The following is a 24,226-nucleotide window of genomic DNA, read 5'->3' on the forward strand; positions in this document are numbered from 1 at the left end:
CCGGGTGGGCGCGGTAGCCTCCCCCCATGCCCCGCGAAATGCCGGAACGCCGCAACCTGCAGTCGCGCTCGGTCCTGGCCGGGCAGGCAGCCGCAGCCGCCGCCGAGGTCGAGCGGGCCCTCACCCCCGAGCACGACCCGACCGCCGCCGCGTTCTTCGACGTCGACAACACCATCATGCAGGGCGCGTCGATCTTCCACCTGGCCCGCGGCCTGTACCGGCGCGACTTCTTCAGCGCCCGCGACATCGCGGGCGCGGCCTGGAAGCAGTTCTACTTCCGCTTCGCCGGGGTGGAGGATCCCGCCCACATCCAGGAGGCGCAGTCGTCCGGCCTCGCCTTCATCCAGGGCCACCGGGTCGACGAGCTGGAGATGATCGGCGAGGAGATCTTCGACGAGCACATGGCCCACAAGATCTGGCCCGGCACGCGGGCGATCGCCCAGACCCACCTCGACCGCGGAGAACGGGTCTGGCTGGTCACCGCCGCTCCGGTCGAGATCGCCCGCGTCATCGCTCGCCGGCTCGGGCTCACCGGCGCGCTCGGCACCGTCCCCGAGCACGTCGACGGCGTGTACACGGGCCGGCTCGTCGGCGAGATGCTGCACGGCGAGGGCAAGGCCGTGGCCGTGCGGGCGATCGCCGAACGAGAAGGTCTGGACCTCGAACGCTGCTCGGCGTACTCCGACTCCAGCAACGACCTGCCGATGCTGTCGCTGGTGGGACATCCGGTGGCCGTCAATCCCGATGCGGTGCTCCGCGCCCACGCCAAGGCGCGCGGCTGGGAGATCCGCGACTACCGCACCGGCCGCCGGGTCGCCCTCGCGGGGGCGAAGACCGCCGCGGCGGCAGGGGCGGTCGGGGTCGCCTGGCAGGTCGCGCGGCGCGGTCGATCTCGATGGAGTTCGTGAGAACCGGCGACAAGCGTCGGATCACCGCCTAGACTGGCGGTGATCTGGGAGGGTCATGAGGGAGATTCTGGGAGGACTGCGGCACGCGGTGGCCTTGGCCGGCGCGGGTGCTGACGACCGCTTCCTGCTCATGGCCCTGGCCGATGCCGGACCCTCCTCCGGCCGCGCCAGCGGGCCGACGTACGACGAGCCCGAGCTCGACGCCGAGGGGCTGCGGCTGCGCGCCCTGGTCGACCTGGCCACCCAGGGCGACACCGAGGCGTTCGGCCAGCTGTACGACCACTACGTCTCCGGCATCTACCGGTTCGTCTACTACCGCGTGGGCTCCACCCAGCTCGCCGAGGACCTCACCAGCGAGACCTTCGTCCGTGGTCTGCGGGCGGTCCAGCGCTTCAGCTGGCAGGGCAAGGACTTCGGGGCGTGGCTCACGACGATCGCCCGCAACCTCATCGCCGACCACTACAAGTCGAGTCGTTCGCGGCTGGAGATCGTCTCCGACTCGGTCCCCGAGTCCAAGCAGACCGTCGCCAGCCCCGAGGACGAGGTGCTGTCGCTGGTCTCCAACGAGATGCTGTTCGAGGCCGTCAACCTGCTTCCCGCAGAACAGCGCGACTGCGTGCTGATGCGGTTCATCCAAGGTCTGTCGATCGCGCAGACGGCCGCGGCTCTCGGCCGCAGCGAGGGCGCCGTCAAGCAGCTCCAGCTGCGGGCCGTGCGCAGCCTGGCGAAGAACATCTCGGGGGACGTCCGATGACCGCCCGCCGATCCGACCTCGTGAGCCGCGTCATGAGTCGTAACCTCGACCGTCTCCTCTTCGTTGAACAGGTGACCGGTCGGACGACGAGCGGTCATCCCGTGCAGGACCGAGCAGGACAGGAGCAGGTGCGATGATCCGCCGCGATGCCGACGCCGACGCCTTCGAGTCCGCCCTGCGCGGTCGTCACGTCGCCGATGCCGAGCTGCGTCACCTCGTCCGGCACGCCGAGCACCTCTGCGCCACCGCCGCCCAGCACGGGCCCTCCGACGACTTCCGCAGCTCGCTGCGCGACCGCCTCATGACCGAGGCAGCCACGGCCCTGGAGCCGCGCGCCGCAGTGCCGCGTCGGGCCGTCGCGCCCGCGGCTCCCGGTTTCCGGCGTCGGGTCGCCCGGGTCAGCGCCGCGGCCATCGTCGCCGTCGGTGGCGTCGGTCTGGTCGCCTCGAGCGCGCAGGCCGTGCCCGGCGACATGCTCTACGCGGTCAAGCGCGGCGTCGAGAACGTCGAGATGGCGCTCCAGCGCACCGAGACGTCCCGCGGCGAGCTCCAGCTCTCGCAGGCCGGCGAGCGACTCGCCGAGGCGGCCCGTCTCGCCGAGGTCGAGGGCGGCGGAACCGCGTTCACCACCAGCCTCAAGGAGTTCCGCTCCGACGCCGTCGACGGATCGGAGCGACTGTTCGACGACTTCGAGTCCAGTGGCGACGGCGACTCGATCCGCAGCGTGGCCGCCTTCACCGAGGAGTCCTCCGCCGTGCTCGCCGACATCATCCGCGTCGCCGGCCCCGGCAACGAGTCCGCCCTGGAGCTCACCGCCCTGACCATCACCGACCTCGCCGCGCAGGCACGGGACCTCTGTGCCACCTGCGCCGACGGCGAGCTGAGCGACATGGTCGTCGTCAGCGCCCCGACCGCCGCGAACCCCTCCACGTCGTCACCGCTGCCGACCCCGGTGCCGGTCCTCGACGACCCGCCCGCGGAGGTCTCGGTCGCCCCGCGACCCGGTCCCTCCCCCACGGCTGCGGCCCCCGTACCGTCGCCGAGCCGGCCCGCACCGTCGCCGTCACCGATCGCCGACCTGCCGGAGGTGCCGGTGGTCACGCCACTGCTCGGGTCGCTCCTGGGTGACGACACGCAGGAAGGCCTCGTGCCCGGCCTGCTGGGCGGGTTGCTCGGCCGCAGCTGAGCCGGCTCAGAAGAACGCGTTGCCGCGGTCCACGAGCAGGGAGTAGAGCGTCTGCTGGATCGTCTCGCGCACCTGGTCGGTGACGTTGAACAGCAGCATCGGGTCGTCCGCCGCCTCGGGCTCGTAGGCGTCGGTGCGGATGGGCTCACCGAACTCGATGATCCACTTGCTCGGCAGGGGGACGAGTCCGAGCGGACCGAGCAGCGGGAAGAACGGGGTGATGGGCAGGTACGGCAGCCCCAGGAACCGCGCGAGCGACGGCACGTTGCCGATGAGCGGGTAGATCTCCTCGGCACCGACGATCGACACCGGCACGATCGGGACCTGGGCGCGCATGGCCGACGAGACGAACCCGCCACGGCCGAAACGCTGCAGCTTGTACCGCTCGGCGAACGACTTGCCGATGCCCTTGAAGCCCTCGGGCCACACCCCGGCCAGCTCGCCGCCGGTGAGCAGTCGCTCCGCGTCCTCCGAGCAGGCGAGGGTCGCCCCGAACTTGCGGGCCATCTGGCTCACGAACGGCAGCGCGAAGACGAGGTCGGCCCCCAGCGGCCGCAGGTCACGGCCGGCGTACTTGCGGACCGCGTAGGCGGTGATGATGCCGTCGATCGGCACGGTGCCGGAGTGGTTCGCCACGAGCAGCGCGCCCCCGGTGGCCGGGATGTTCTCGACACCACGGACCTCCAGACGGAACCAGCTCTCCGCGAGCGGCTCGATCGCGTGGATCAGCACGTCGACGATCTGCGGGTCGAACCCGAACTCGTCGACCTCGTAGTCGCCACCGAGCCGGCGACGGATCGCCGCCAGCAGCGACGCGAGCCGGGTGTCCCACTCCGACCCCAGGACTCGCTGCACCCCGTGGACCAGTGCGGCGGCGAGGTCGTCCAAGGGGATGCCGGCGGCCGTGGGGGTCGAGCCGGCCGTGCGGGTCCGCCGGGCCGCCTCCTCCGCCGCAGCCGCGGCGGCAGCAGCGGCGTCGTCGGCCGTGACGGCCCGCAGGCGGGGCGCCGACGCGCCCTCCTGGGCACGCGCGGTCGAGCGGGCCGAGGCGCTGGGACCCGTGGTCAGACGCTTGGGGGCCGAAGGCCCCGAAGCACCGGGACGAGCCCGCTTGGTCGCAGCGGGCTTCGCCGGCTTCTGCGCGGCCGGTCCGGCGGCGGGCTTGTCAGCAGCCTTGTCGGTGACAGGCTTGTCGGTGACAGGCTTCTTGGCCTTCACCGGAGGTTTGCGTGCCCCGGCACCGCCGGCCAGGGAACGTGCCGCGGACGACGGGCTCGAGCCTCGGCTCCCCCGGCCCGCCGTCCCGCGGGAACCGATCTGGCTACGGGAATCGTCGCTCATGACCGGCCTCCGATCGGCGCGAGGATCCCGGGTCGAATCGCTCGGCGGTACTGGTCGAACACCTGCTCGGTGGTGTAGGTGGGCTCGTAGCCGAAGATCTCCCGCAGCGCGGTGGTGTCGAGGGCCCGGCCGTACATCAGCAGCCGGTGCAGGTCCGGCGAGATGCTGGACCCGACAGCACGGATGACCTGGCGGGCACCGGTGGCGAATCCGAACGGCGGCAGCGGGATGATCGGCTTGCCGAGGCGACGGGCCGCCTGCGAGAGCAGCAGCACACCGTCACCCGCGACGTTGAAGGTGCCGGGGCGGTCGCCGCGCACCGCCTGCACCACCACCGTGAGGGCGTCCTCGAGGTGGGTGAACTGCAGGCGCGGGTCGTAGCCCAGCGCGGCCGGCAGGACCGGGTTGCGGAAGTAGTCACCCAGGGGGGAGCGGATCTCGGCGTCGAGGATCTGCGCCGACCGCAACGTGGTGATGATGACGTCGGGTCGTCGGCGGGCGAATCCCCGCACGTAGGACTCGACCTCGACGGCGTCCTTGGGAAAGCCCACCTTGACGCCGGCGCGGGCTGCCGTGGACTCCAGGAACATGGCCGGGTCGCGCGGCGAGGAGCCGTAGACGGCGCTGGAGGAGCCCAGCACGAACTTGCGGACGACCGACGAGCGCTGGCAGGCCGCCAGCACCTGCATGGTGCCGATGACGTTGAGCTCCTTGCCGGCAGCCCGGCCCCGGGTCGACGGGCTCAGGTCGAGGTGGACGACGGTGTCGACGTCCTCGACGGCCAGCACCTTGCCGATGACGGGCGTGCGGATGTCGGCCCGGACGAACTTGACGCCCGTGAGGTCGCCGGCGGGAAGCACGGTGTCGACACCGACGACCTTGTCGATGCCGGGCTCATCGGCCAACCGCCGTGCGGCTCGGGACGCGAACGCGCTCGAGACGCCGGTGACGAGGACCACCTTGCCCATGCTCAGCCCCGGTCCGAGGAACTACTTGCCGAGCTTGCGGCGCTGCACGCGCGTGCGCTTGAGCATCTTGCGGTGCTTCTTCTTCGACATGCGCTTGCGACGCTTCTTGATGACCGAACCCACGGTTCTCCCTAGGACGACGGTGTGACGATGACGGTTCAGCCTACGCGGTCATCGAGGCTCGGACACCACTGGGCCGCAGGACGGACCTCAGCCCGCCTCGTAGAAGGACTTCTCGATGAAATCGGCGACCGCCTGGGCCGGCACACGGAACGACCGACCCACACGCACGGCCTCGAGATCGCCGGCATGGACCAGCCGGTAGACGGTCATCTTGGACACGCGCATCTGCTCCGCGACCTCCGCGACCGTGAGGAACACCGCTCCGGGAGCCATCTGGGGCCCGCCTCTCAGTCAAGGGCACGCGCGCTCTCCGGCTTCCCCACCGGAGAGGTAGCGCGCGTGCTTGCGACGACACTAGTGGCTGCGGGCCGCCCGGGTACAGCAGTTGTCCGAATTGTGCTCGGCAGTGGTCCCGAACCCCTGCGATCAGTAGGTCGGATCGATCCCCACCAGCGGAAAGACCGCCTGGCGGGCTGCGTTGATCGACCGGTCCAACCAGCTGGCCGGGTCGAAACCCTGCTCCCAGGCGCGGTAGCCCGGCTGCCGTCCGTCGGTCATCCGCAGCGGTGCGGCGAGGCCCGCGAGGTCGCCGACGTGGACCCGCCACCGGTCGGGGACCGGGGTGTCAGGACTCAACGGGTGGCCGGAGACGATCGCGAGCAGGTGGGCCCAGGCGCGTGGGACGACGTCCATGACGGCGTACCCGCCCCCACCGGTGGCGACCCACTTGCCTCCGCAGAGCTCCTCGGCCAGGTCGCGCAGCACCAGGTACGACGCCCGCTGACCGTCGATGCTCAGCATCAGGTTGGTCAGCGGATCGTCCATGTGGGAGTCGCACCCGTGCTGGGTGACCAGGATGTCAGGGCCGAACTCGCGCAGCACCTGCGGCACGACGGCGTGGAACGCGCGCAACCAGCCCGCGTCGGAGGTGCCCGGAGGCAGCGGCACGTTGACGGCGGTGCCCTCGGCGCCCTCGCCCCCGGTCTCGGTGGCGTACCCGGTGCCGGGGAAGAGGGTCTGCGGTCCCTCGTGCACCGAGATCGTGAGCACGCGGGGGTCGTCCCAGAACATCGCCTGGACGCCGTCGCCGTGGTGCGCGTCGACGTCGACGTAGGCGACCCGCTCGGCCCCGTGGTCGAGCAGCCACCGGATCGCGAGGGCGACGTCGTTGTAGATGCAGAACCCGCTGGCCCGGCCCGGCATCGCGTGGTGCAGACCGCCGCTGACGTTGACGGCCCGGTCGACCTCACCCGTCCAGACCCGGCGGGCCGCCTCGACGCTGGCACCGGCGATCAGCGCGCTGGCCTCGTGCATCCGGGCGAACACCGGGTTGTCCTCGGTGCCGAGTCCATGGGGGACGTCGGAGTACTCCGGATGGGCGCTGAGCTTCTGCACCCGCTCGATGTACGACGGGGTGTGCACGAGGGCGAGCTCGTCCTCCGTGGCCGGCGCGGCACCGACGACCGGCAGGTGGTCGAAGACTCCCAGGTCGCGAGCCAGGCGCATCGTGAGGTCGACGCGCACGGGGGCCATCGGGTGGCTCGCTCCGAAGTCGTAGCTCGTGAGCTGCTCGTCGAAGACGACACACGCCCGGTCGGGACCCGCCATGGGCCGAGCCTAGCCGCCCCGCCGTCCGTCCCGGGCGTTCAGCCCTCGGAGAGCTCGGCGGAGCGCCGGGCCGCGGCAGCGACACCGGCCCGCAGTCCGACGTCGACACCGGCCGCGTCGAACGCGTCGATCGCCGCCGCCGTGGTGCCGTTCGGGGAGGTGACCCGGCGGCGGAGCTCGGCCGGTTCGTCCTCCCCGGACTGCAGGAGGCGGGCGGCGCCGACCAGCGTCTGCACGGTCAGGGTGCGCGCGGCCGAGGGGTCCAGACCGGCCTCGACCCCGCCGGCGATCATCTGCTCGGCGAGGTAGAACACGTACGCGGGGCCGGACCCCGAGACGGCCGTGACCGCGTCCTGACGCGACTCGTCGACCACGACGACCTCGCCGCCGCTGCCGAGCAGTCGGGTGACGACCGCCAGCCGGGACTCGTCGCACGCCTCGTTGGGCGAGATGCCGAACATGCCGGCCCCCACGAGCGCCGGGGTGTTCGGCATGGCGCGCACGACCGCGGTGCCGGCGGGCAGGTGCGCCTCGATGACGTCGATCCGCACCCCGGCGGCCAGCGAGACGACGGTGGCCGAGGGGGGAACCGCGTCGGCCACCTCGTCGAGCAGGGCGACGACGTCCTGCGGCTTGACCACCACCAGCACCACGTCAGCGCCCCGGACGGCCTCGGTCGCGGTGGTGACCCGGACCCCGTGACGGTCGTGCAGCTCGGCGGCCCGCTCCGGCAGCTTCTCGCTGATGACGACGCCTTCGGGCGGATGGCCGTCGGCGAGGACGGCGGCCAGGAGGGTCTCGCCCATCACGCCGGCGCCGAGGATCGCGATCGTGGTCATGCCGACCAGCGTAGGGGCGGCGGGCCCGAACCCCTCACCGGCGAGCTCGTGCGGTGCTAGCGTGCCGACAGCTTCTCGGGGAGGACGCCATGACCCAGCCACCGCCGGTGGACCCGTTCGGCCACCCGGTCGCACCGCCGCCGCCTCCCTATCCTGCCCCCACCGCCTGGGCGCAGCCGCAGGTCCACCGGGTTCCCCGACGGCTCGGCGGCCCTGCGACCGCCGCGATCGTGGCCGCCGGTGCCCTGACCCTGTTGGGCGTCCTCGAGGCCGGCTTCGCGTGGTCGGCCCAGGCCGAGTACCTCGAGGCCGCGCGGGAGGGTCGTCCCGGCTTCACGGTGCTGACCACGTACGACCTGCTGGCTGTCGCGTGGCTGCCGGCGCTGGTCGCGTGCTTCGTCACCACGGGTCTGTGGCTGCACCGCGCCCGCACCAACGTCGAGGCCCTCCACCCCCACCTCTCCCACGCCCGCTCGGCCGGATGGGCCTGGGGCGGATGGGTGGTGCCGTTCGTGTCGCTGTGGTTCCCGTACCAGGTGGTGCGGGACGTGTCCCGCGATCCGGCGTCCGGGCGCAGCAGCCCGCTGATCGGCTGGTGGTGGGCGGCCTGGCTGGTCTTCGTGGTGTCCGACGCCTTTGCGGCGAGTCTCGTCGGGTACGGGGCGCCCGATCCGACCACCCTGCAGGCCCTCGGTGCGGCGGAGACCTGGTCGGCGGCCACGGCGGTCGTCGGCTTCACGCTGTGGGTGCTGGTCGTCCGGGACGTGACCGCGCGGCACCGACGCCTGCTCGAGGGACGGATCTGACGCCGAGCACGGTCTAGGGTCGGCGTGTGCGCCTGCGCCTCGACCCCTTCATCCTCGGCCTGCTGGCGACGGCGGCCGTGGCGACGGTGGTGCCCGCCGAGGGCGACGCGCTGGCCGTGCTGCGGGTCGTGGGCACGGTGGCGATCGGCCTGCTGTTCTTCCTGTACGGCGCCCGGCTCTCCACCCCGGAGACGCTCGACGGCATCCGCCACTGGCGGCTCCACCTGACGATCCTCGGCACGACCTTCGTGGTGTTCCCGGCCGTCGGCCTGGCGTGCGGGCTGTGGGTGCCGGAGGTGGTGGGCGACGACCTCTACGCGGGATTCCTGCTGCTGTGCCTCGTGCCGTCGACCGTGCAGTCGGCCGTCGCCTACACCTCGATCGTCCGCGGCAACGTCTCCGGCGCGGTCGTCAGTGCCTCGCTGAGCAGCATGATCGGCGTCGTGCTCACGCCCGTCCTCGTGGGCGTGCTGCTGTCGGGCGCCGGCGGGGCCACGGTCGACGGCGGCGCCGTGCTGTCCATCCTCGCCCAGCTGTTGGCGCCGTTCGTGCTCGGCCAGCTGCTGCGGCCGCTCATCGGGCGGTGGGTGGCGCGGCACGACCCCCGGCTGCGGCTGGTCGACCGCGGCAGCATCCTGCTGGTGGTCTTCCTGGCCTTCAGCGCGGGGAGCAACCAGGGCGTGTGGGACGAGCTGACCGCGGCCGAGCTCGGGCTGGTGGTCGCCCTGTGCCTCGGGCTGCTCGCCCTGATGCTGTCCTGGACCCGGGCGATCGGCCGGTGGGCGGGCTTCGACCGTGGCGACCGGTGGGCGATCACCTTCTGCGGCACGCAGAAGAGCCTCGCGACCGGTTTGCCGATGGCGGCCGTGCTGTTCGCCGACGACCGGGTGGCCCTGGTGATCCTGCCGCTGATGCTCTACCACCAGGCCCAGCTGGTGGTCAGCGCGTGGCTGGCCGCCCGCGCCACCCCCCCAAGGCGGTGAGTTCGCGACCGAAAGCGGGCGGGCGGTGGGTATGGGACCGAATGGCGCGTCATTCGGTCCCATACCCACCGCCGGCCCCTTTCGGTCGCGAATCCACCGCCCGGGGGCTGGGGTCAGGAGGTGTGCAGGCGGCTGAAGGCGAGCGCCTCCAGCAGGTCGGCTTCCTTGGTGCGGGCGTCGAGCGCCTTGCGGGTGTTGACCTCGACGACGATCTCGCCGGTGTAGCCGGAGTCGGCGACGGCCCTCAGGAACTCACCGCACGGCTGACTGCCCCGGCCCGGGATGAGGTGCTCGTCCTTGGCGCTGCCGAGGCTGTCGGCGATGTGCACGTGGGCCAGGCGGGGACCGAGGTCCCGCACCATCTGCACGGGGTCCTGCCGGGCGGTCCCGCTGTGCGACAGGTCGACCGTGACGTGGGCGTAGTCGTGCACCACGGGGTCCCATCCGGGCGCGTAGGCCTGGAACTCCCGCTTGCCGGTGCGCCACGGGTACATGTTCTCGACGGCGTAGACCAGGCCGTGCTCGGCCTCGAGATCGGCGATGCCCTGCTCGAACTCCAGGGCGTAGTCGCGCTGCCACCGGAACGGCGGGTGCACCACGATCGTGGTCGCCCCGACGGCCCTGGCCATGTCGGCGCTGCGGTGCAGCTTGCCCCACGGATCGGTGCCCCAGACCCGTTGGGTGAGCAGCAGCGTGGGTGCGTGCACCGACACGACGGGCATCTGGTGGAACTCCGACAACGCCACGACGGCGTCGATGTCGGCACTGACGTCATCGATGCCGACCATGACCTCGACCCCGTCGTACCCCAGGCGTGCGGCCGCCTCGAACGCGCTGGCGGTCGAGCCGGGATAGACCGACGACGACGAGAGCGACACGCGGAGGGGGTCGGACATTTCACCAGCCTAGGCGGTGCGGTCGATCGTGCCGCCGCGACCGTCCGCGGGCCGCGGTCAGAGGGCGTCGAGCCGCTCCAGCAGGACGCCCTCGCGCAGGGCCCAGGGGCAGATCTCGAGCTCGTCCAGCCCGAACAACGACATCGTGGCGTCGGCCACCAGGGCGCCCGCCCACAGCTGGTGCGCCCGGTCGGCCGAGACGCCGGGGAGGGCCGCCACCTCGTCGGCGTCCAGGGTGCGGAGCTTCTCGACGAGCGGGACCAGGTCGGCGTGGCGCAGCACCCGCCGCACGAAGGGCCCGTCGGAGGACGACGCGGCCCCGCAGATGCGCGCCAACGAGCGGAAGCTCTTGCTGGTGGCGACGGCGTGGTCGAAGGACCCGCCGCGCCGGATCGGCCCGGCGCCGTCGGCCACGGTGGCGCGCACGTGGATGCGCAGCTCGTCGAGGTCGCGACCGGTGTCGACCCAGTCACGGGTGAGTCGGCCCGCGCCCAGGGGGAACGACCGGGCGACGTCGGGGGTCTCGTCGGACCCGGCCGCGATCTCGAGCGAGCCGCCACCGATGTCGAAGACCCCCAGACGTCCCGACGACCAGCCGAACCACCGACGGACGGCGAGGAAGGTCAGACGGGCCTCGTCCTCCCCGGGCAGCACCTGCAGGTCCAGCCCGGTGGCGCGGTTGACCCGCGCGATGACGTCGTCGGCGTTGACCGCCTCGCGGACGGCGGAGGTGGCGAAGGCGATGACGTCGGTGCAGCCCTGGTCGGCCGCGACCCGGCGGGCCTCGCTGGCGAACTCCACCAGCAGGGCGATCCCTTCCTTGCTGACCGCCTGCCGGTCGTCGAGGTGCTCGGCCAGTCGCAACGGCTGCTTGTGCGAGAACGCCGCGACCGGCGGTCCGCCACGGAAGGCGTCGACGATGAGGAGGTGTCCGGTGTTGGACCCGATGTCGAGGACGCCCATGCGCATGCGGCGATTGTTCCACCCTTCGGGCCGTCTCCCGCACTCCGACCTGCACGTAGAGTGGACCCGATGCCTGAGATCGACCTCGGATTCCCCCGCTCATGGGTCGAGTTCGCCAATCCCGACGACGCCACCGAGCGGTTCCGCTGCGACCTGACCTGGCTCACCTCGCGGTGGACCTGCATCTTCGGGGCCGGCTGCCCCGGGATCTACGAGGGCAGCCCGGAGGCCGGCTGCTGCACCCTCGGCGCGCACTTCGCCGACGACGACGACGTCGAGCGGGTCCGCGGTTTCGTCGAGCAGCTCACACCGCAGCAGTGGGAACGGCACGCGGAGGGCACCGCCCACGGCTGGACCGAGACCGACGACGACGGAGACGCCAAGACCCGTGCGGTCGACGGCGCCTGCATCTTCCACAACTCCCGCGAGTTCGACGGCGGCTACGGCTGCGCGCTGCACGGGCTGGCCCTCGCCGAAGGCCTGGAACCGCACACCGTGAAGCCCGACGTCTGCTGGCAGCTGCCGATGCGACGACAGTTCCGTGAGGTCGACCCCGGCGACGGACAGACCTACACCGAGGTCGAGATCGGCGAGTACGTGCGGTCGGGGTGGGGCCCCGGCGGTCACGACCTCGACTGGTACTGCTCCTCGAACACCGAGGCCCACGTGGCCCTCGAACCGGTGTGGGTCGCGCACCGCGCCGAGCTGACGGCGTTGATGGGACCGGCCGGCTACGCCGAGCTCGATCGCCACTGCTCGGCGTTCGAGGCCGCCGGGACGCCCGTCCCGCACCCGGCCTCCGCACCCCGCTGAGGGTGACCTAAGTCCCTCGCGGTCGCGGCGCCGGGCGACACTGAGGCATGCATCTGGACCACGTGACCTTCGCCGTCGGGCCGAGCGGGCTCGACGCCACGACCGACGAGCTCTCGGCAGCCCTCGGGGCCGCGTTCGTGGACGGCGGCGTCCACCCCCGGTTCGGCACCCGCAACCGCGTCCTGCCCCTGCGCAACCGGCAGTACCTGGAGGTGGTCGAGGTCCTCGACCATCCCGCCGCCGACAAGATGGCGTTCGGGCAGGCGGTCCGCGAGCGGTCGGAGGCCGGTGGCGGCTGGCTGCACTGGTGCGTCTCGGTCCGCGACCTCGCCGAGGTCGAGAAGCGCATGGGCCGGCACGCCGTGCCCGGCAACCGGCACCGACCCGACGGGTTCAACCTCGAGTGGCACCAGATCGGCACCAGCTCCATGAAGGCCGACCCCCAGCTCCCGTACGTGACCCGCTGGGACATCCCCGACGAGGAGCACCCCTCGCAGGCGGCCGACACCGACATCGAGCTGACCCGCATGGAGATCGCCGGCGACCCCCAGCGCGTCGCCGACTGGTTGGGCGAGGGCGTGTTCACCGCGCTGGAGTCCATCACGGTCGACTGGGTCGCGCCGAACGGCCTGCCCGGCATCATGGCGATGACGTTCGACACCCCGCACGGGTCCGTCCGCGTCTGAGCCGTCGGCCGGGTGTCGGCCCGCGCGCCTAGGCTGTCGCCATGGCCGCCAAGACCGCACGTCCCGCCTACCGGTGCGCCGAGTGCGGATGGACCACCTCCAAGTGGGTCGGTCGATGCGGGGAGTGCCAGGCGTGGGGCACCGTCGACGTCGCCGGCGGTGAGCGCACCTCCGGCCGCACCACCGCGGCCGCCGTCTCCACCCCGGCCGTGCCGATCGGCCAGATCGCGGTCGAGGCCGCCCGCGCCGTCGGGTCGGGCATCGGCGAGCTCGACCGGGTGCTCGGCGGAGGTGTCGTGCCGGGCGCGGTCCTGCTCATGGCCGGTGAGCCGGGAGTGGGCAAGTCCACCCTGCTGCTCGAGGTCGCCGCCCGGTGGGCCCGGGCCGGCCGCCGCACCCTGTACGTCACCGGCGAGGAGTCCGCGGCCCAGGTCCGCCTGCGCGCCGAGCGCACCGGTGCCGTCACCGACGAGCTCTACCTCGCCGCCGAGACCGACCTCGGCGCCCTGCTCACCCACGTCGACCAGGTGGCACCGAGCCTGCTCGTGGTCGACTCCGTCCAGACGATCGGCTCGGCCGACGTCGACGGGGTCCCCGGCGGCGTCACCCAGGTGCGCGAGGTCGCCGCTGCCGTCATCGGACGGGCCAAGACAGCGGGCATCGCGACGTTGCTGGTCGGCCACGTGACCAAGGACGGCTCGGTCGCCGGGCCACGGGTCCTGGAGCACCTCGTCGACGTGGTGCTGCAGTTCGAGGGCGACCGCACGTCGCGACTGCGGCTCCTGCGGGCGTCGAAGAACCGTTTCGGCCCGGTCGACGAGATCGGCTGCTTCGACCTCACCGGCTCCGGCATCGTCGAGGTCGCCGACCCCACGGGACTGTTCGTGTCCCGGCACGACGCCCCGGTGCCCGGCAGCTGCGTCACCGTGACCCTCGAGGGTCGTCGTGCCCTGCTGGCCGAGGTGCAGGCCCTGACCGTGGCCAGCACGACCCCCTCCCCGCGCCGCACCTCCAGCGGACTCGACAACGCCCGGGTGGCGATGATCCTGGCCGTGCTCACCAAGCACTGCGGCCTGCCGCTCGGCACGGCCGACGTGTACACCGCGTCGGTCGGCGGCGCCCGGCTGGTCGAGCCGTCGGTCGACCTGGCGGCGGCCCTCGCCGTGGCCTCGGCCGTGCACGAGGTCCCGGTGCCGGCCGGGCTGGTCGCCATCGGTGAGGTCGGGCTGGCCGGCGAGGTCCGCCCGGTCACCGACCTGACCTCCCGTCTGCGCGAGGCGGCCCGCATCGGCTTCACCCGGGCCGTCGTGCCGGCCGGCAGCGAGGGGCTCGACGCGATGCGTGGCCAGATCGAGGTGGCGGCGGTGGCCGACGTCGCCACGGCGATCCGCGCCGTCCGTGCGTTGACTCCTGTTCGTTCGCCCTAGACTGTCCCCGCACGAGAGGGAGTCCATGGCAGCCAGCAGCGACCGCATCGCGTCCGACACCGCGTCACGTCTGCGCGCCGTGCTCGCGTCCGTCGCGCCCGGCACCGCCCTGCGGGAGGGCCTGGAGCGGATCCTGCGGGGTCGGACCGGGGCCCTGGTGGTCATCGGTCACGACCGGCAGGTCGAGGCGATCTCCACCGGCGGCTTCGTGCTCGACGTCCCGTTCTCGGCGACCGGGGTGCGTGAGCTGGCGAAGATGGACGGCGCCATCATCCTCGATCCCCAGGCGCAGCACATCCTGCGGGCCGCGGTGCACCTCATGCCCGACCCGTCGATCCCCACCGACGAGTCCGGCACCCGGCACCGGACCGCCGACCGGGTCGCCCGCCAGACCGGCGTCCCGGTCATCTCGGTGTCCGCCTCGATGCACACCATCGCCCTGTACCTCGACGACACCCGGCACGTGCTGGAGGAGGCCGGCGCCGTCCTCGGCCGTGCCGACCAGGCCCTGCAGACCCTCGAGCGGTACCGGCACCGGCTCGACGAGGTCTCCGACGCCCTGTCGGCGCTGGAGATCGAGGATCTCGTGACGGTCCGCGACGTCGCCGCCGTGGCCCAGCGGCTCGAGATGGTCAGCCGCATCGCCGGCGAGATCGACACCTACGTGCTGCAGCTCGGTACCGAGGGTCGGTTGCTCGCCCTGCAGCTCGAGGAGCTGTTCAGCGGCGTGCAGGGGCAGCGCGAGCTGGTGATCCGCGACTACATGCCCCGCGGGCGACGGGCCCGGCCCACGGCTGACGTCCTGTCGGACCTCGCCGCGATCGCCTCCACCGACCTGGTCGACCTCAGCACGATCGCGCGCGCCCTGCGCATCGGGTCGGAGAACTCCCTGGACGCCCCCTTGTCGCCTCGCGGCTACCGGCTCCTCGCGCAGGTCCCCCGGCTCCCGACCAGCGTCGTCGACCGCCTCATCGACCACTTCGGATCGCTGCAGAAGCTGCTGGCGGCCAGCCTCGACGACCTGCAGGCGGTCGAGGGCGTGGGCGACCTGCGGGCCCGCGGAGTGCGGGAGGGCCTGTCACGACTGGCCGAGTCCAGCATCCTCGAGCGCTACGTCTGACCCCGTCACCCTGCCCGTCCTCCACGTCCCCGCGATTCGCGGGGAGGGGCGGGGCTCGCGAGACGACGGGTCCAGGCCCTGGCCACCTGCTCGGTCAGGACGGCCGAGGGCAGACTGCCGTCGATCTCCAGGTCGTAGGACATGAAAGCGTGGACGACGAGCACGTCGCGGCGCGCGTCGCCGATGCTGCGGTCCCCCCGCGCCACCTCACGACGCTCCAGCTCGTCGAGGTCCACGTGCACCCCGACCCGGAGGACCGTGCGCCCGGCCAGGGCCCGCTCCAGCTGGTCCCGCTGGGCGCTGTCCTCCAGGACCAGGTCCACGATCAGGTCGTTCCCCGCGTCGAGGAACCCCCCGACCGCCCGGAAGTAGCCGGCCACCAGCCTCGGGCGCACACTCGACCATTCCCGCACCCGGCCGTCCGCGTCCCGCGGGAGGACCTCGCCGAAGAGGAACTGGTCGAGGCCGAGGACCAGGAACGGCTCCGGCAGGACGCCTTGCAGCGTCCGCGCGAGGGTGCTCTTGCCCGCACTCGAGGGGCCGTTGAGGACGATGGCGCGGCCGGTCATCCGGCCGGTGGGGGTTCGGCCGGGGGCTCCTCGACCGGGGGTTCGGGTTCGGGCGCGGGTTCGGGCTCGGGAGGAGGCGGCGGCTCGGCCAGGCCGAAGGTGGCACTGCCCGGCTCACCGCCCAGGGTTCCCAGCTGGATCGTGTACTCACCGGCCCCGACGAACGGCTCGGCCCCCACGCACCCGGCTCGCCCGGTCCACGTGACGGCGGTCGAGGTGACCCATCGCGGGGTGAGGGGGACGGGCTGGGCGATCAGCGAGGAGGTGCACACCGTGGAGTCGTAGACCGGCCGTCCGCCGGAGCTGATGATGACCAGCAGCTCGGCGTCCTCGGCGGTGAGGGTGCACGGGGTCTCGCTCGACGTCGACACCGCCAGGTCGACCCGGATGTCGCCCCCGGCCTGCTGTCCGGCCGGCACGGTGGGGGTGATGCGGACGGTCCGCGGGTCGCACCCGTCGCCGGAGGAGGCCAGGGACACCTCGCTGACGCCCGGGGCAGGTTCGACCGGGTCCGGCTCGGGTGCGGCCGTGGACGGGGTGGGCGTCGCGACCGGCGCCGGGGACTCGTCATCGTTGCCGACCAGACCGGCGACGAGCCAGACCACGGCGACGACCACCGCGAGGGCCAGGGCGAGCGCGATGCGGCGGCGACGGTAGACCGCGGGCGACACCGGACGACTCACTCGCCCACCGTATGCGGCGACCACCGTCGTGCGAGGATCGACGCGCCATGACCCCGTCCCCCACCGACGTCGCCGCCCTCCACACGGTGCTGCTCGACTGGTTCGACCGCCACGCCCGTGACCTGCCCTGGCGACGCGACCCCTCGCCGTGGCCGGTGCTCGTCTCGGAGCTGATGCTCCAGCAGACACCGGTGGTGCGGGTGCTGCCGGTCTTCGAGGCGTGGATGCTGCGGTGGCCCGCGCCGCCCGACCTGGCCGCCGAACCGGCCGGTGAGGCGGTCCGTGCCTGGGGCCGGCTCGGCTACCCCCGTCGGGCGCTGCGCCTGCACGCCGCCGCCGTCGCGATCGTGGAGCAGCACGGCGGCGACGTGCCCGCGGACCACGACGACCTGCTGGCCCTGCCCGGCGTGGGCGAGTACACCGCTGCGGCGGTCGCGTCCTTCGCCTTCGGGCAGCGTCACGTCGTGCTCGACACCAACGTGCGGCGGGTCCTGGCCCGGGTCGCGGACGGACAGCAGTACCCCGCCCCCGCGGTCACGGCAGCCGAGCGTCGCCTCGCCGGCTCCGTGCTGCCCGAGGTCGGGGCCCACCGATGGGCCGCCGCGACGATGGAGCTCGGCGCCACCGTGTGCACCGCCCGCTCACCGCGGTGCGGGGACTGTCCCGTCGCCGACCTCTGCCGGTGGCGCGCCGCAGGTCACCCCGAGCACGTCGGTCCACCGCGCCGCGGACAGGCGTGGGACGGCACCGACCGGCAGTGCCGCGGCCGGCTGCTGGCGGTGCTGCGTGACAGCACGGACCCCGTGACGCTGGCGCAGCTCGAGGCCGCGTGGCCCGACCAGCAGCAGCGCATGCGGTGCCTCGACTCGCTCGTCGCCGACGGACTGGTGCAGCCGGCAGCCGGCAGCACCTACACCCTGCCGGGCTGACCCCGGCGCCACGACGGCAGGAGGCCCGGAACCCTGACGGGTCCCGGGCCTCCTGGTGTCAGGTCGGTCAGTCGCTGGTGCCGGCCTCGACCGCGAGCGGATCGGTGCCCTCGGTCAGCTCCAGATCGGCCTTCGCGGTGCCCTCGAAGGTGAAGACCGCCGAGACGCCCTCGCCCTCGACGTCGACCAGCACGATCTGGCCGGGACGCAGCTCGCCGAACAACATCTTCTCGGCCATCGCGTCCTCGATCTCGCGCTGCACCGTCCGCCGCAACGGACGAGCGCCGAGCACCGGGTCGAAGCCCCGCTTGGACAGCAGCTCCTTGGCCGCGGTCGTGAGCTCGATGCCCATGTCCTTATCCTTGAGCCGGGTCTCCAGCGAGCTGATCATCATGTCGACCATCGCCATGATCTCGTCCTGCGTGAGCGGCGGGAACACGACGATCTCGTCGACTCGGTTCAGGAACTCCGGCCGGAAGTGCTGCTTGAGCTCCTCGGAGACCTTCGCCTTCATCTTGTCGTAGGACCCCTGCACGTCGCCCACCTGGCTGAAGCCGAGGTTGACACCCTTGGCGATGTCGCGCGTGCCGAGGTTCGTGGTCATGATGATGACGGTGTTCTTGAAGTCGATGACCCGTCCCTGGCTGTCGGTCAGACGACCTTCCTCCAGGATCTGCAACAACGAGTTGAAGATGTCCGGGTGCGCCTTCTCGACCTCGTCGAACAGCACGACGCTGAAGGGCTTGCGGCGCACCTTCTCGGTGAGCTGGCCGCCCTCCTCGTAGCCGACGTAGCCGGGAGGCGAACCGAACAGCCGGCTGACGGTGTGCTTCTCGCTGTACTCGCTCATGTCGAGCTGGATCAGCGCGTCGTCGTCACCGAACAGGAAGTTGGCCAGCGTCTTGGACAGCCAGGTCTTGCCGACGCCCGACGGCCCGGCGAAGATGAACGACCCGCCCGGACGCTTCGGGTCCTTGAGACCCGCGCGGGTGCGGCGGATCGCCCGCGACAGCGCCTTGATGGCCTCGTGCTGACCGATGACGCGCTTGCCGAGCTCGGCCTCCATGTTCAGCAGGCGGCTGGACTCCTCCTCGCTCAGCTTCACGATCGGGATGCCGGTGGCGAGCGCCAGGACCTCGGCGATGAGCTCCTCGTCGACGACGGCGACGACGTCCATGTCGCCGGCCTTCCACTGACGCTCCCGCTCGTTCTTGGCCGCGATGAGCTTCTTCTCCTCGTCGCGCATCGAGGCCGCAGCCTCGAAGTCCTGCGCGTCGATGGCGCCCTCCTTGCGGCGGCGCACGTCCGAGATCTTCTCGTCGAACTCCTTGAGGTCCGGCGGAGCCGTCATCCGGCGGATGCGCAGGCGCGAGCCCGCCTCGTCGACCAGGTCGATCGCCTTGTCCGGCAGGAACCGGTCGGAGACGTACCGGTCGGCCAGGGTGGCCGCGGCCACCAGCGCCTCGTCGGTGATCGTGACGCGGTGGTGCGCCTCGTAGCGGTCGCGCAGACCCTTGAGCATCTCGATCGTGTGCGCGACCGAGGGCTCCGGCACCTGGATGGGCTGGAACCGGCGCTCGAGCGCGGCGTCCTTCTCGAAGTGCTTGCGGAACTCGTCGAGCGTCGTGGCGCCGATCGTCTGCAGCTCGCCGCGGGCCAGCATCGGCTTGAGGATGCTGGCGGCGTCGATCGCGCCCTCGGCGGCACCCGCACCCACCAGGGTGTGGATCTCGTCGATGAACAAGATGATGTCGCCGCGGGTGCGGATCTCCTTGAGCACCTTCTTGAGGCGCTCCTCGAAGTCACCGCGGTAGCGGGACCCGGCGACGAGCGCACCGAGGTCGAGCGTGTAGATCTGCTTGTCCTTGAGGGTCTCGGGCACGTCACCGCGCACGATGTCCTGCGCCAGACCCTCGACGACGGTGGTCTTGCCGACGCCGGGCTCGCCAATCAGCACCGGGTTGTTCTTGGTGCGGCGCGACAGGACCTGCATGACGCGCTCGATCTGGTTCTCGCGCCCGATGACCGGGTCCAGCTTGCCCTCGCGGGCGGCCTGGGTGAGGTTGCGACCGAACTGGTCGAGCACCGCGGAGGTGGCGGGGGCGTTGTCGGCGGGGGCGCCGGCGGCCTCGGCCTCCTTGCCCTGGAAGCCCTGGACGAGCTGGATGACCTGCTGGCGGACCCGGTTGAGGTCGGCGCCGAGCTTGACCAGCACCTGGGCGGCGACGCCCTCGCCCTCGCGGATCAGACCGAGCAGGATGTGCTCGGTACCGATGTAGTTGTGGCCCAGCTGCAGCGCCTCGCGCAGGCTCAGCTCGAGGACCTTCTTGGCGCGCGGCGTGAACGGGATGTGCCCGCTCGGCGCCTGCTGGCCCTGGCCGATGATGTCCTCGACCTGGGCGCGCACCGCCTCGAGCGAGATGTCGAGACTCTCCAGCGCCTTCGCCGCGACGCCCTCACCCTCGTGGATGAGTCCGAGGAGGATGTGCTCGGTACCGATGTAGTTGTGGCTGAGCATCCGCGCTTCTTCCTGCGCGAGCACGACCACCCGGCGGGCCCGGTCGGTGAATCTTTCGAACATGAAGCCCCCTCTGTTGGCTTGGTTCCAGTCAGTCTAGTTGGCACCTGTTCACCGCGCCGCGGATGTCCAGATGCTTCACACAACCGTCACGGGCGCTCCCGCGTTCCGGTGTTCACTCTCGGCGCAATCGGAGGTTTCCCAGGACATCCTGGGAAACAGTCACCTGACCCTTGTTGCACCAGGGGTGAGGTGACCGGAAAGGTGGTCCGGAGCACACACGACCAGCGCGAAGGATCGCCCATGTCTGCCCAGAGCTACCTGACGACCATCGAGACGAAGACCGGCCTCACCCCGCGCCAACTCGTCGCAAACGCGGCGGAGGCAGGGTTCTCCGGTCCGGACGTCGCCGTCGCCCCGTGCGCCGCATGGTTCAAGGAGACGTACGGGTTGGGCCACGGCCATGCCATGACCATGGCTCAGGTCGTCAAGCAGCTCGACCGGATCGACCTGAGGAACGAAGGCATCACCGAACCCCCGACCGGCAGCATCGGCCGGCTCTGGCTCGACGGCAAGGACACCTGTCCCTCGTGACGCGGTGGCACCGCCGCGCTCACGACCGTCGGAGGATCATTCGGCGCGTTGGGTCGGGAACAGGATCGCCTCGCGGATGCCGATGCCGAGCAGCAGCATGACCAGGCGGTCGACGCCGAGGCCGAGACCACCGGCCGGCGGCATGCCGAACTCCAGGGCGCGGAGGAAGTCCTCGTCGACGTCGTTGGCCTCGGGGTCGCCGGCCGCGGCCAGGCGAGCCTGCTCCTCCAGCCGCTCGCGCTGGACGACCGGGTCGTTGAGCTCGGAGTAGGCGGGGGCGAGCTCGACGCCGTTGATGATGAGGTCCCACGCCTCGACCAGGCCGGGCTCGGTCCGGTGCTTCTTGGCCAGCGGCCGGACCGACTCGGGGTAGTCGCGCACGAAGGTCGGCCGGATCAGGGTGTGCTCGACGAGCTTCTCGTACAGCTCGAGGACGATCTCGCCGGCGTCCCACCCGTCGCGCAGGGCCACGTCGTGGCGGGCGGCGAGGGTGCGCAGGTGGTGGGCCGGGGTGCTGACGTCGACGGTCTCACCGACCGCCTCGCTGACCAGCCCGTGCACCGTCGCGTGGCGCCACTCGGCCTCCAGGTCGATCGTCGAGCCGTCGCGACCCGTGACGACGGTCCGGCCCACGGCGCGAGCAGCGTCGACGACCAGCTCACGGGTCAGCTCGGCCATGGTGTCGTACGACCCGTACGCCTCGTAGGCCTCCAACATGAGGAACTCCACGTTGTGCGTGTTGTCGACCCCCTCGTTGCGGAAGGTCTTGGCCATCTCGTAGACCTTGTCGATGCCGCCGACCAGGGCGCGCTTGAGGTGCAGCTCGAGCGCGATCCGCAGCAGGGCCGGCTCGTCGAAGGCGTTGACGTGGGTGCGGAAGGGCCGGGCCGCGGCACCGCCGTTGGTGTGCTGCAGCACGGGCGTCTCGACCTCGACGTAGCCGAGACGGTCGAGGGTGCTGCGCAGGGACTTCATGACGGCAGCCTTGACCCGCACGTTCTCGCGCGCCTCCGGCCGCACGATGAGGTCGACGTAGCGCAACCTGCTGCGCGCCTCGTCCGACAACGGCGTGTGCTCGTTCGGCAACGGTCGCAACGTCTTGGCTGCGAGCGTCCAGGACGTCGCCTGCACGCTCAGCTCGCCCCGACGGCTCGTGATGACCTCGCCGGTCACCGCGAGGTGGTCACCGATGTCGACGAGCGTCTTGAAGTCGGCCAGCCGCTCCTCGCCGACCTCCGCCAGCGAGAGCATCGCCTGCAGCTCGGTGCCGTCACCCTCCCGCAGCCGCACGAAGCAGAGCTTTCCGGTGTTGCGGAGGAAGATCACGCGTCCCGCGACGGCCACCTGCAGACCGGTGTGGTGGTCCGCTCCCAACGCCTCGGCGTCGTGCGAGGTGACGATCTGGCGGAGCGTGTGGGTCCGGCCGACCACCACGGGGTATGGCTCCCCGCCCGCGTCCACCAGCCGCTGCCGCTTGTCCTGGCGGATCCGCAGCTGCTCGGGCAGGTCGTCGTCAGCAGGAGGGGTGGTCGGCGCGTCGGTCACGAGGCACGAGTCTACTGATCGTCACGGGGCGGCCTCGGTGCGCAGCCGCTCCAGGGCGGTGATCAGCGACCGGGCGTCGATGGGGCCGCTGTGGCGCTCGGTGCCGATGAAGAACGTGGGGGTCCCGGCCAGGTCCATCAGGTCGGCGTCGTCGACGTCGTCCTGCACGCGGCGCACCACCGCCGCCGAGTCGAGGTCGGCCTCGAACCGGTCGAGGTCGAGCCCCAGCTCGGCGGCGTAGGCCAGCAGGTCGGTGCGGGTCAGGTCGTCCTGGCGGGCGAACAGCAGCGGCCCGTACTCGAGGTGCCGACCCTGCAGGGCCGCCGCTTCGGCCGCCTGGGCCGCCAGCTGCGAGTGGGGGTGGACGCGGTGCAGGGGCAGGTGCCGCCACACCCACACCAGGTCGTCACCGAAGTGGTCGCTGACCTGGTCGACGGACCCCGTCATCCGGCTGCAGAAGGGACACTCGAAGTCGAGGTACTCCACCATCACCAGCGGCGCGTCCGGGCGGCCGCGGTGGTGGTCGCGCTCGGGGTCGAAGGGGCGCAGCAGTCGCGCACCGACCGCCTCGGTGGGTGCGTGCCGGTCGAGGGAGGCGAGCACGACCCACCCCAGGCCGAAGGCGATCACCGACGCCAGCAGCACCCCGACCCGCGCCTCGTCCTGCGCTGCCGGGTCGTCGATGGCCAGACCGACGATGAGCAGCGAGATGGTGAAGCCGATGCCGGAGAGGGCCGCTCCCCCGGCGACGCGACCGATCGTGAGGCCCGGGGCGAGCATGCCGATGCCGCTGCGGTGCACCAGCGCGGTCACGACGGTGACCCCCACCAGCTTGCCGACGACCAGACCGGCGACGACCCCCCAGGTGAGGCGGGAGGTCAGGGCGGCCTCCACGGTCGGTCCGTCCAGGCGCACCCCGGCGTTGGCCAGCGCGAAGACCGGCAGGATCGCGTAGGACACGTACGGGGTGAACGAGGAGTGCAGGCGCTCGTTGATGGAGATGGACTGCCGGAGGCTGCGCGCCGCGGCCGCCGCGTAGGCGGGGCTGGGCGACTGGCGGAACGCCCGCGTCGTCTCGACGACCTGTTCGACGTCGTCGCGCCTGGGCGCCGCGACCGGGATGATCAGCGCGAGGGCCACGCCGGCGAGGGTCGCGTGGATCCCCGCCTCGTGCAGGCCGAACCACAGGCCGATGCCGATCAGCGCGTACAGCACACCTCTGCTGCCGGGCAGGAACCGCACCCCCACCGCCAGGGCGACCATCACCGCACTGAACAGCAGGGCGTCCGGCCGGAGCCCGTCGTTGTAGAACAGGGCGATCGCGGCCAGGGCCCCGATGTCGTCGACGATGGCGAGCGTCATGAGGAACAGCCGCAGCCGCGCCGGGTGGCGCGGACCGATGATCGCGAGCGCACCCAGCAGGAAGGCGGTGTCGGTCGAGATGACGATGCCCCAGGCGTGGGCATTCTCGGTGCCGGCGTTGAACGCCCAGAAGATCGCCGCGGGCAGCACCAGCCCGGCCACGGCGGCCGACACCGGCACGATCGCCCGCGAGCGGTCGGTCAGCTCACCGATCGTCAGCTCACGCTTGACCTCGAGTCCGACGACGAAGAAGAAGATCGCCATGAGGGCGTCGTTGACGACCTCGTGCAGCGTCAGGGTGATCGAGTCCGAGGCGAGGGCCAGGGTCAGCTCGGTCTCCCAGAGGTGCTCGTAGGAGTCCCCGAAGGGCGAGTTGGCCCACAGGATCGCCGCGAGGGTGAAGATCAGCAGCAGGCCAGCCGCGCGCTTCTCCTCGCCCATGGCACGCAGCCGCGCACGGACGGGCGACCGGGCGGCACCGACGGAGGTCATGCTGCATCCAATCACCGGCGCCCCCCAGATGTTCCCGGCAGCGCAGGATCAGCCGCTCCCTTGGCCCCGACCGGGCATCGTCCGACCGGCCGGTCACCCGGCCGATCGGACGA

General features: G+C 71.9%; 24 protein-coding genes. 11 read left to right on the forward strand and 13 right to left on the reverse strand.

Annotation, left to right across the window (positions count from 1 at the left end; translation table 11 throughout):
* Positions 1–26: 26 nt before the first annotated feature.
* From HMPREF0063_RS11830 to HMPREF0063_RS11840, 3 genes are all read left to right on the forward strand, one after another.
* Positions 27–908: an HAD family hydrolase gene (locus HMPREF0063_RS11830; protein ID WP_007078916.1), complete on the forward strand. Its 882-nt coding sequence runs from the start codon at positions 27–29 to the stop codon at positions 906–908.
* A 55-nt stretch (positions 909–963) separates the two neighbouring features.
* The gene (locus HMPREF0063_RS11835; protein ID WP_007078917.1) at positions 964–1,662 is read left to right on the forward strand and encodes a sigma-70 family RNA polymerase sigma factor; all 699 of its coding nucleotides are present in this window, start codon (positions 964–966) and stop codon (positions 1,660–1,662) included.
* A 133-nt stretch (positions 1,663–1,795) separates the two neighbouring features.
* Positions 1,796–2,848, forward strand: coding sequence for a DUF5667 domain-containing protein (locus HMPREF0063_RS11840; RefSeq protein WP_007078918.1), 1,053 nt, complete (start codon positions 1,796–1,798; stop codon positions 2,846–2,848).
* A gap of 6 nt (positions 2,849–2,854) precedes the next feature.
* Here the strand turns inward: HMPREF0063_RS11840 and HMPREF0063_RS11845 are convergent, their stop codons facing one another.
* The 6 genes from HMPREF0063_RS11845 to proC all read right to left on the reverse strand — a co-directional run bounded on the left by HMPREF0063_RS11845 (position 2,855) and on the right by proC (position 7,727).
* The gene (locus HMPREF0063_RS11845; RefSeq protein WP_007078919.1) at positions 2,855–4,066 is read right to left on the reverse strand and encodes a lysophospholipid acyltransferase family protein; all 1,212 of its coding nucleotides are present in this window, start codon (positions 4,064–4,066) and stop codon (positions 2,855–2,857) included.
* A gap of 119 nt (positions 4,067–4,185) precedes the next feature.
* Complete coding sequence (locus HMPREF0063_RS11850) at positions 4,186–5,157, reverse strand: NAD-dependent epimerase/dehydratase family protein (RefSeq protein ID WP_007078920.1); 972 nt, start codon at positions 5,155–5,157, stop codon at positions 4,186–4,188.
* A gap of 21 nt (positions 5,158–5,178) precedes the next feature.
* Positions 5,179–5,280 carry a 30S ribosomal protein bS22 gene (locus HMPREF0063_RS16300; protein WP_012359487.1) on the reverse strand — a complete coding sequence of 34 codons (102 nt, stop codon included), beginning with the start codon at positions 5,278–5,280 and terminating at the stop codon, positions 5,179–5,181.
* A gap of 87 nt (positions 5,281–5,367) precedes the next feature.
* Positions 5,368–5,553 carry a helix-turn-helix domain-containing protein gene (locus HMPREF0063_RS11855; RefSeq protein WP_007078922.1) on the reverse strand — a complete coding sequence of 62 codons (186 nt, stop codon included), beginning with the start codon at positions 5,551–5,553 and terminating at the stop codon, positions 5,368–5,370.
* Positions 5,554–5,706: 153 nt separating this feature from the next.
* A complete protein-coding gene (locus HMPREF0063_RS11860; protein WP_007078923.1) occupies positions 5,707–6,888 on the reverse strand; it encodes an acetoin utilization protein AcuC in 1,182 nt (393 codons plus the stop codon).
* A gap of 38 nt (positions 6,889–6,926) precedes the next feature.
* Positions 6,927–7,727 carry a pyrroline-5-carboxylate reductase gene (proC, locus tag HMPREF0063_RS11865; RefSeq protein ID WP_007078924.1) on the reverse strand — a complete coding sequence of 267 codons (801 nt, stop codon included), beginning with the start codon at positions 7,725–7,727 and terminating at the stop codon, positions 6,927–6,929.
* Positions 7,728–7,816: 89 nt separating this feature from the next.
* Between proC and HMPREF0063_RS15865 the strand changes: the two genes are divergently transcribed.
* Together HMPREF0063_RS15865 and HMPREF0063_RS11875 are read left to right on the forward strand one after the other, a co-directional pair.
* The gene (locus HMPREF0063_RS15865) at positions 7,817–8,533 is read left to right on the forward strand and encodes a DUF4328 domain-containing protein (RefSeq protein ID WP_007078925.1); all 717 of its coding nucleotides are present in this window, start codon (positions 7,817–7,819) and stop codon (positions 8,531–8,533) included.
* A 26-nt stretch (positions 8,534–8,559) separates the two neighbouring features.
* A complete protein-coding gene (locus HMPREF0063_RS11875; protein ID WP_007078926.1) occupies positions 8,560–9,516 on the forward strand; it encodes a bile acid:sodium symporter family protein in 957 nt (318 codons plus the stop codon).
* 113 nt (positions 9,517–9,629) lie between these two features.
* Here HMPREF0063_RS11875 and HMPREF0063_RS11880 read toward each other — a convergent pair whose 3' ends face one another.
* Both HMPREF0063_RS11880 and HMPREF0063_RS11885 read right to left on the reverse strand, forming a co-directional pair.
* The gene (locus tag HMPREF0063_RS11880) at positions 9,630–10,412 is read right to left on the reverse strand and encodes a sugar phosphate isomerase/epimerase family protein (RefSeq protein WP_007078927.1); all 783 of its coding nucleotides are present in this window, start codon (positions 10,410–10,412) and stop codon (positions 9,630–9,632) included.
* Positions 10,413–10,469: 57 nt separating this feature from the next.
* A complete protein-coding gene (locus HMPREF0063_RS11885; RefSeq protein WP_007078928.1) occupies positions 10,470–11,381 on the reverse strand; it encodes a Ppx/GppA family phosphatase in 912 nt (303 codons plus the stop codon).
* 63 nt (positions 11,382–11,444) lie between these two features.
* Between HMPREF0063_RS11885 and HMPREF0063_RS11890 the strand changes: the two genes are divergently transcribed.
* From HMPREF0063_RS11890 to disA, 4 genes are read left to right on the forward strand one after another with little or no spacing between them, the layout of a single operon-like run.
* The gene (locus HMPREF0063_RS11890) at positions 11,445–12,188 is read left to right on the forward strand and encodes a DUF3109 family protein (RefSeq protein ID WP_007078929.1); all 744 of its coding nucleotides are present in this window, start codon (positions 11,445–11,447) and stop codon (positions 12,186–12,188) included.
* Positions 12,189–12,235: 47 nt separating this feature from the next.
* Complete coding sequence (locus HMPREF0063_RS11895; RefSeq protein WP_007078930.1) at positions 12,236–12,874, forward strand: VOC family protein; 639 nt, start codon at positions 12,236–12,238, stop codon at positions 12,872–12,874.
* Positions 12,875–12,915: 41 nt separating this feature from the next.
* Positions 12,916–14,301, forward strand: a complete 1,386-nt coding sequence (gene radA / locus HMPREF0063_RS11900; RefSeq protein ID WP_007078931.1) for a DNA repair protein RadA — start codon at positions 12,916–12,918, stop codon at positions 14,299–14,301.
* 25 nt (positions 14,302–14,326) lie between these two features.
* Positions 14,327–15,421 carry a DNA integrity scanning diadenylate cyclase DisA gene (gene disA, locus HMPREF0063_RS11905; protein WP_007078932.1) on the forward strand — a complete coding sequence of 365 codons (1,095 nt, stop codon included), beginning with the start codon at positions 14,327–14,329 and terminating at the stop codon, positions 15,419–15,421.
* Positions 15,422–15,426: 5 nt separating this feature from the next.
* On the opposite strand, the gene HMPREF0063_RS11910 is transcribed toward disA, so the two are convergent.
* Both HMPREF0063_RS11910 and HMPREF0063_RS15870 read right to left on the reverse strand, forming a co-directional pair.
* The gene (locus HMPREF0063_RS11910; protein WP_007078933.1) at positions 15,427–15,990 is read right to left on the reverse strand and encodes a chloramphenicol phosphotransferase CPT family protein; all 564 of its coding nucleotides are present in this window, start codon (positions 15,988–15,990) and stop codon (positions 15,427–15,429) included.
* A complete protein-coding gene (locus HMPREF0063_RS15870; RefSeq protein WP_050760952.1) occupies positions 15,987–16,673 on the reverse strand; it encodes a hypothetical protein in 687 nt (228 codons plus the stop codon). Before HMPREF0063_RS15870 ends, HMPREF0063_RS11910 begins: the two co-directional genes overlap by 4 nt.
* Before the next feature lie 47 nt (positions 16,674–16,720).
* Here HMPREF0063_RS15870 and HMPREF0063_RS11920 point away from each other — a divergent pair, with 47 nt between their 5' ends.
* Entirely contained in the window at positions 16,721–17,602 is an 882-nt protein-coding gene (locus HMPREF0063_RS11920; RefSeq protein WP_007078935.1) for an HhH-GPD family protein, read from the forward strand.
* 67 nt (positions 17,603–17,669) lie between these two features.
* On the opposite strand, the gene HMPREF0063_RS11925 is transcribed toward HMPREF0063_RS11920, so the two are convergent.
* Positions 17,670–20,183 carry an ATP-dependent Clp protease ATP-binding subunit gene (locus tag HMPREF0063_RS11925; RefSeq protein WP_007078936.1) on the reverse strand — a complete coding sequence of 838 codons (2,514 nt, stop codon included), beginning with the start codon at positions 20,181–20,183 and terminating at the stop codon, positions 17,670–17,672.
* Positions 20,184–20,423: 240 nt separating this feature from the next.
* Here HMPREF0063_RS11925 and HMPREF0063_RS11930 point away from each other — a divergent pair, with 240 nt between their 5' ends.
* On the forward strand, positions 20,424–20,714 hold the full coding sequence (locus HMPREF0063_RS11930) for a DUF4287 domain-containing protein (RefSeq protein ID WP_007078937.1): 291 nt from the start codon (positions 20,424–20,426) through the stop codon (positions 20,712–20,714).
* Positions 20,715–20,750: 36 nt separating this feature from the next.
* On the opposite strand, the gene lysS is transcribed toward HMPREF0063_RS11930, so the two are convergent.
* Both lysS and nhaA read right to left on the reverse strand, forming a co-directional pair.
* Positions 20,751–22,259 carry a lysine--tRNA ligase gene (gene lysS / locus HMPREF0063_RS11935; protein WP_007078938.1) on the reverse strand — a complete coding sequence of 503 codons (1,509 nt, stop codon included), beginning with the start codon at positions 22,257–22,259 and terminating at the stop codon, positions 20,751–20,753.
* A gap of 21 nt (positions 22,260–22,280) precedes the next feature.
* Positions 22,281–24,113, reverse strand: coding sequence for a Na+/H+ antiporter NhaA (gene nhaA, locus HMPREF0063_RS11940; RefSeq protein ID WP_007078939.1), 1,833 nt, complete (start codon positions 24,111–24,113; stop codon positions 22,281–22,283).
* Between the last annotated feature and the right edge of the window lie 113 nt (positions 24,114–24,226).

Origin of the sequence: Aeromicrobium marinum DSM 15272 (assembly GCF_000160775.2) — a bacterium.
GTDB classification, from domain to species: domain Bacteria; phylum Actinomycetota; class Actinomycetes; order Propionibacteriales; family Nocardioidaceae; genus Aeromicrobium; species Aeromicrobium marinum.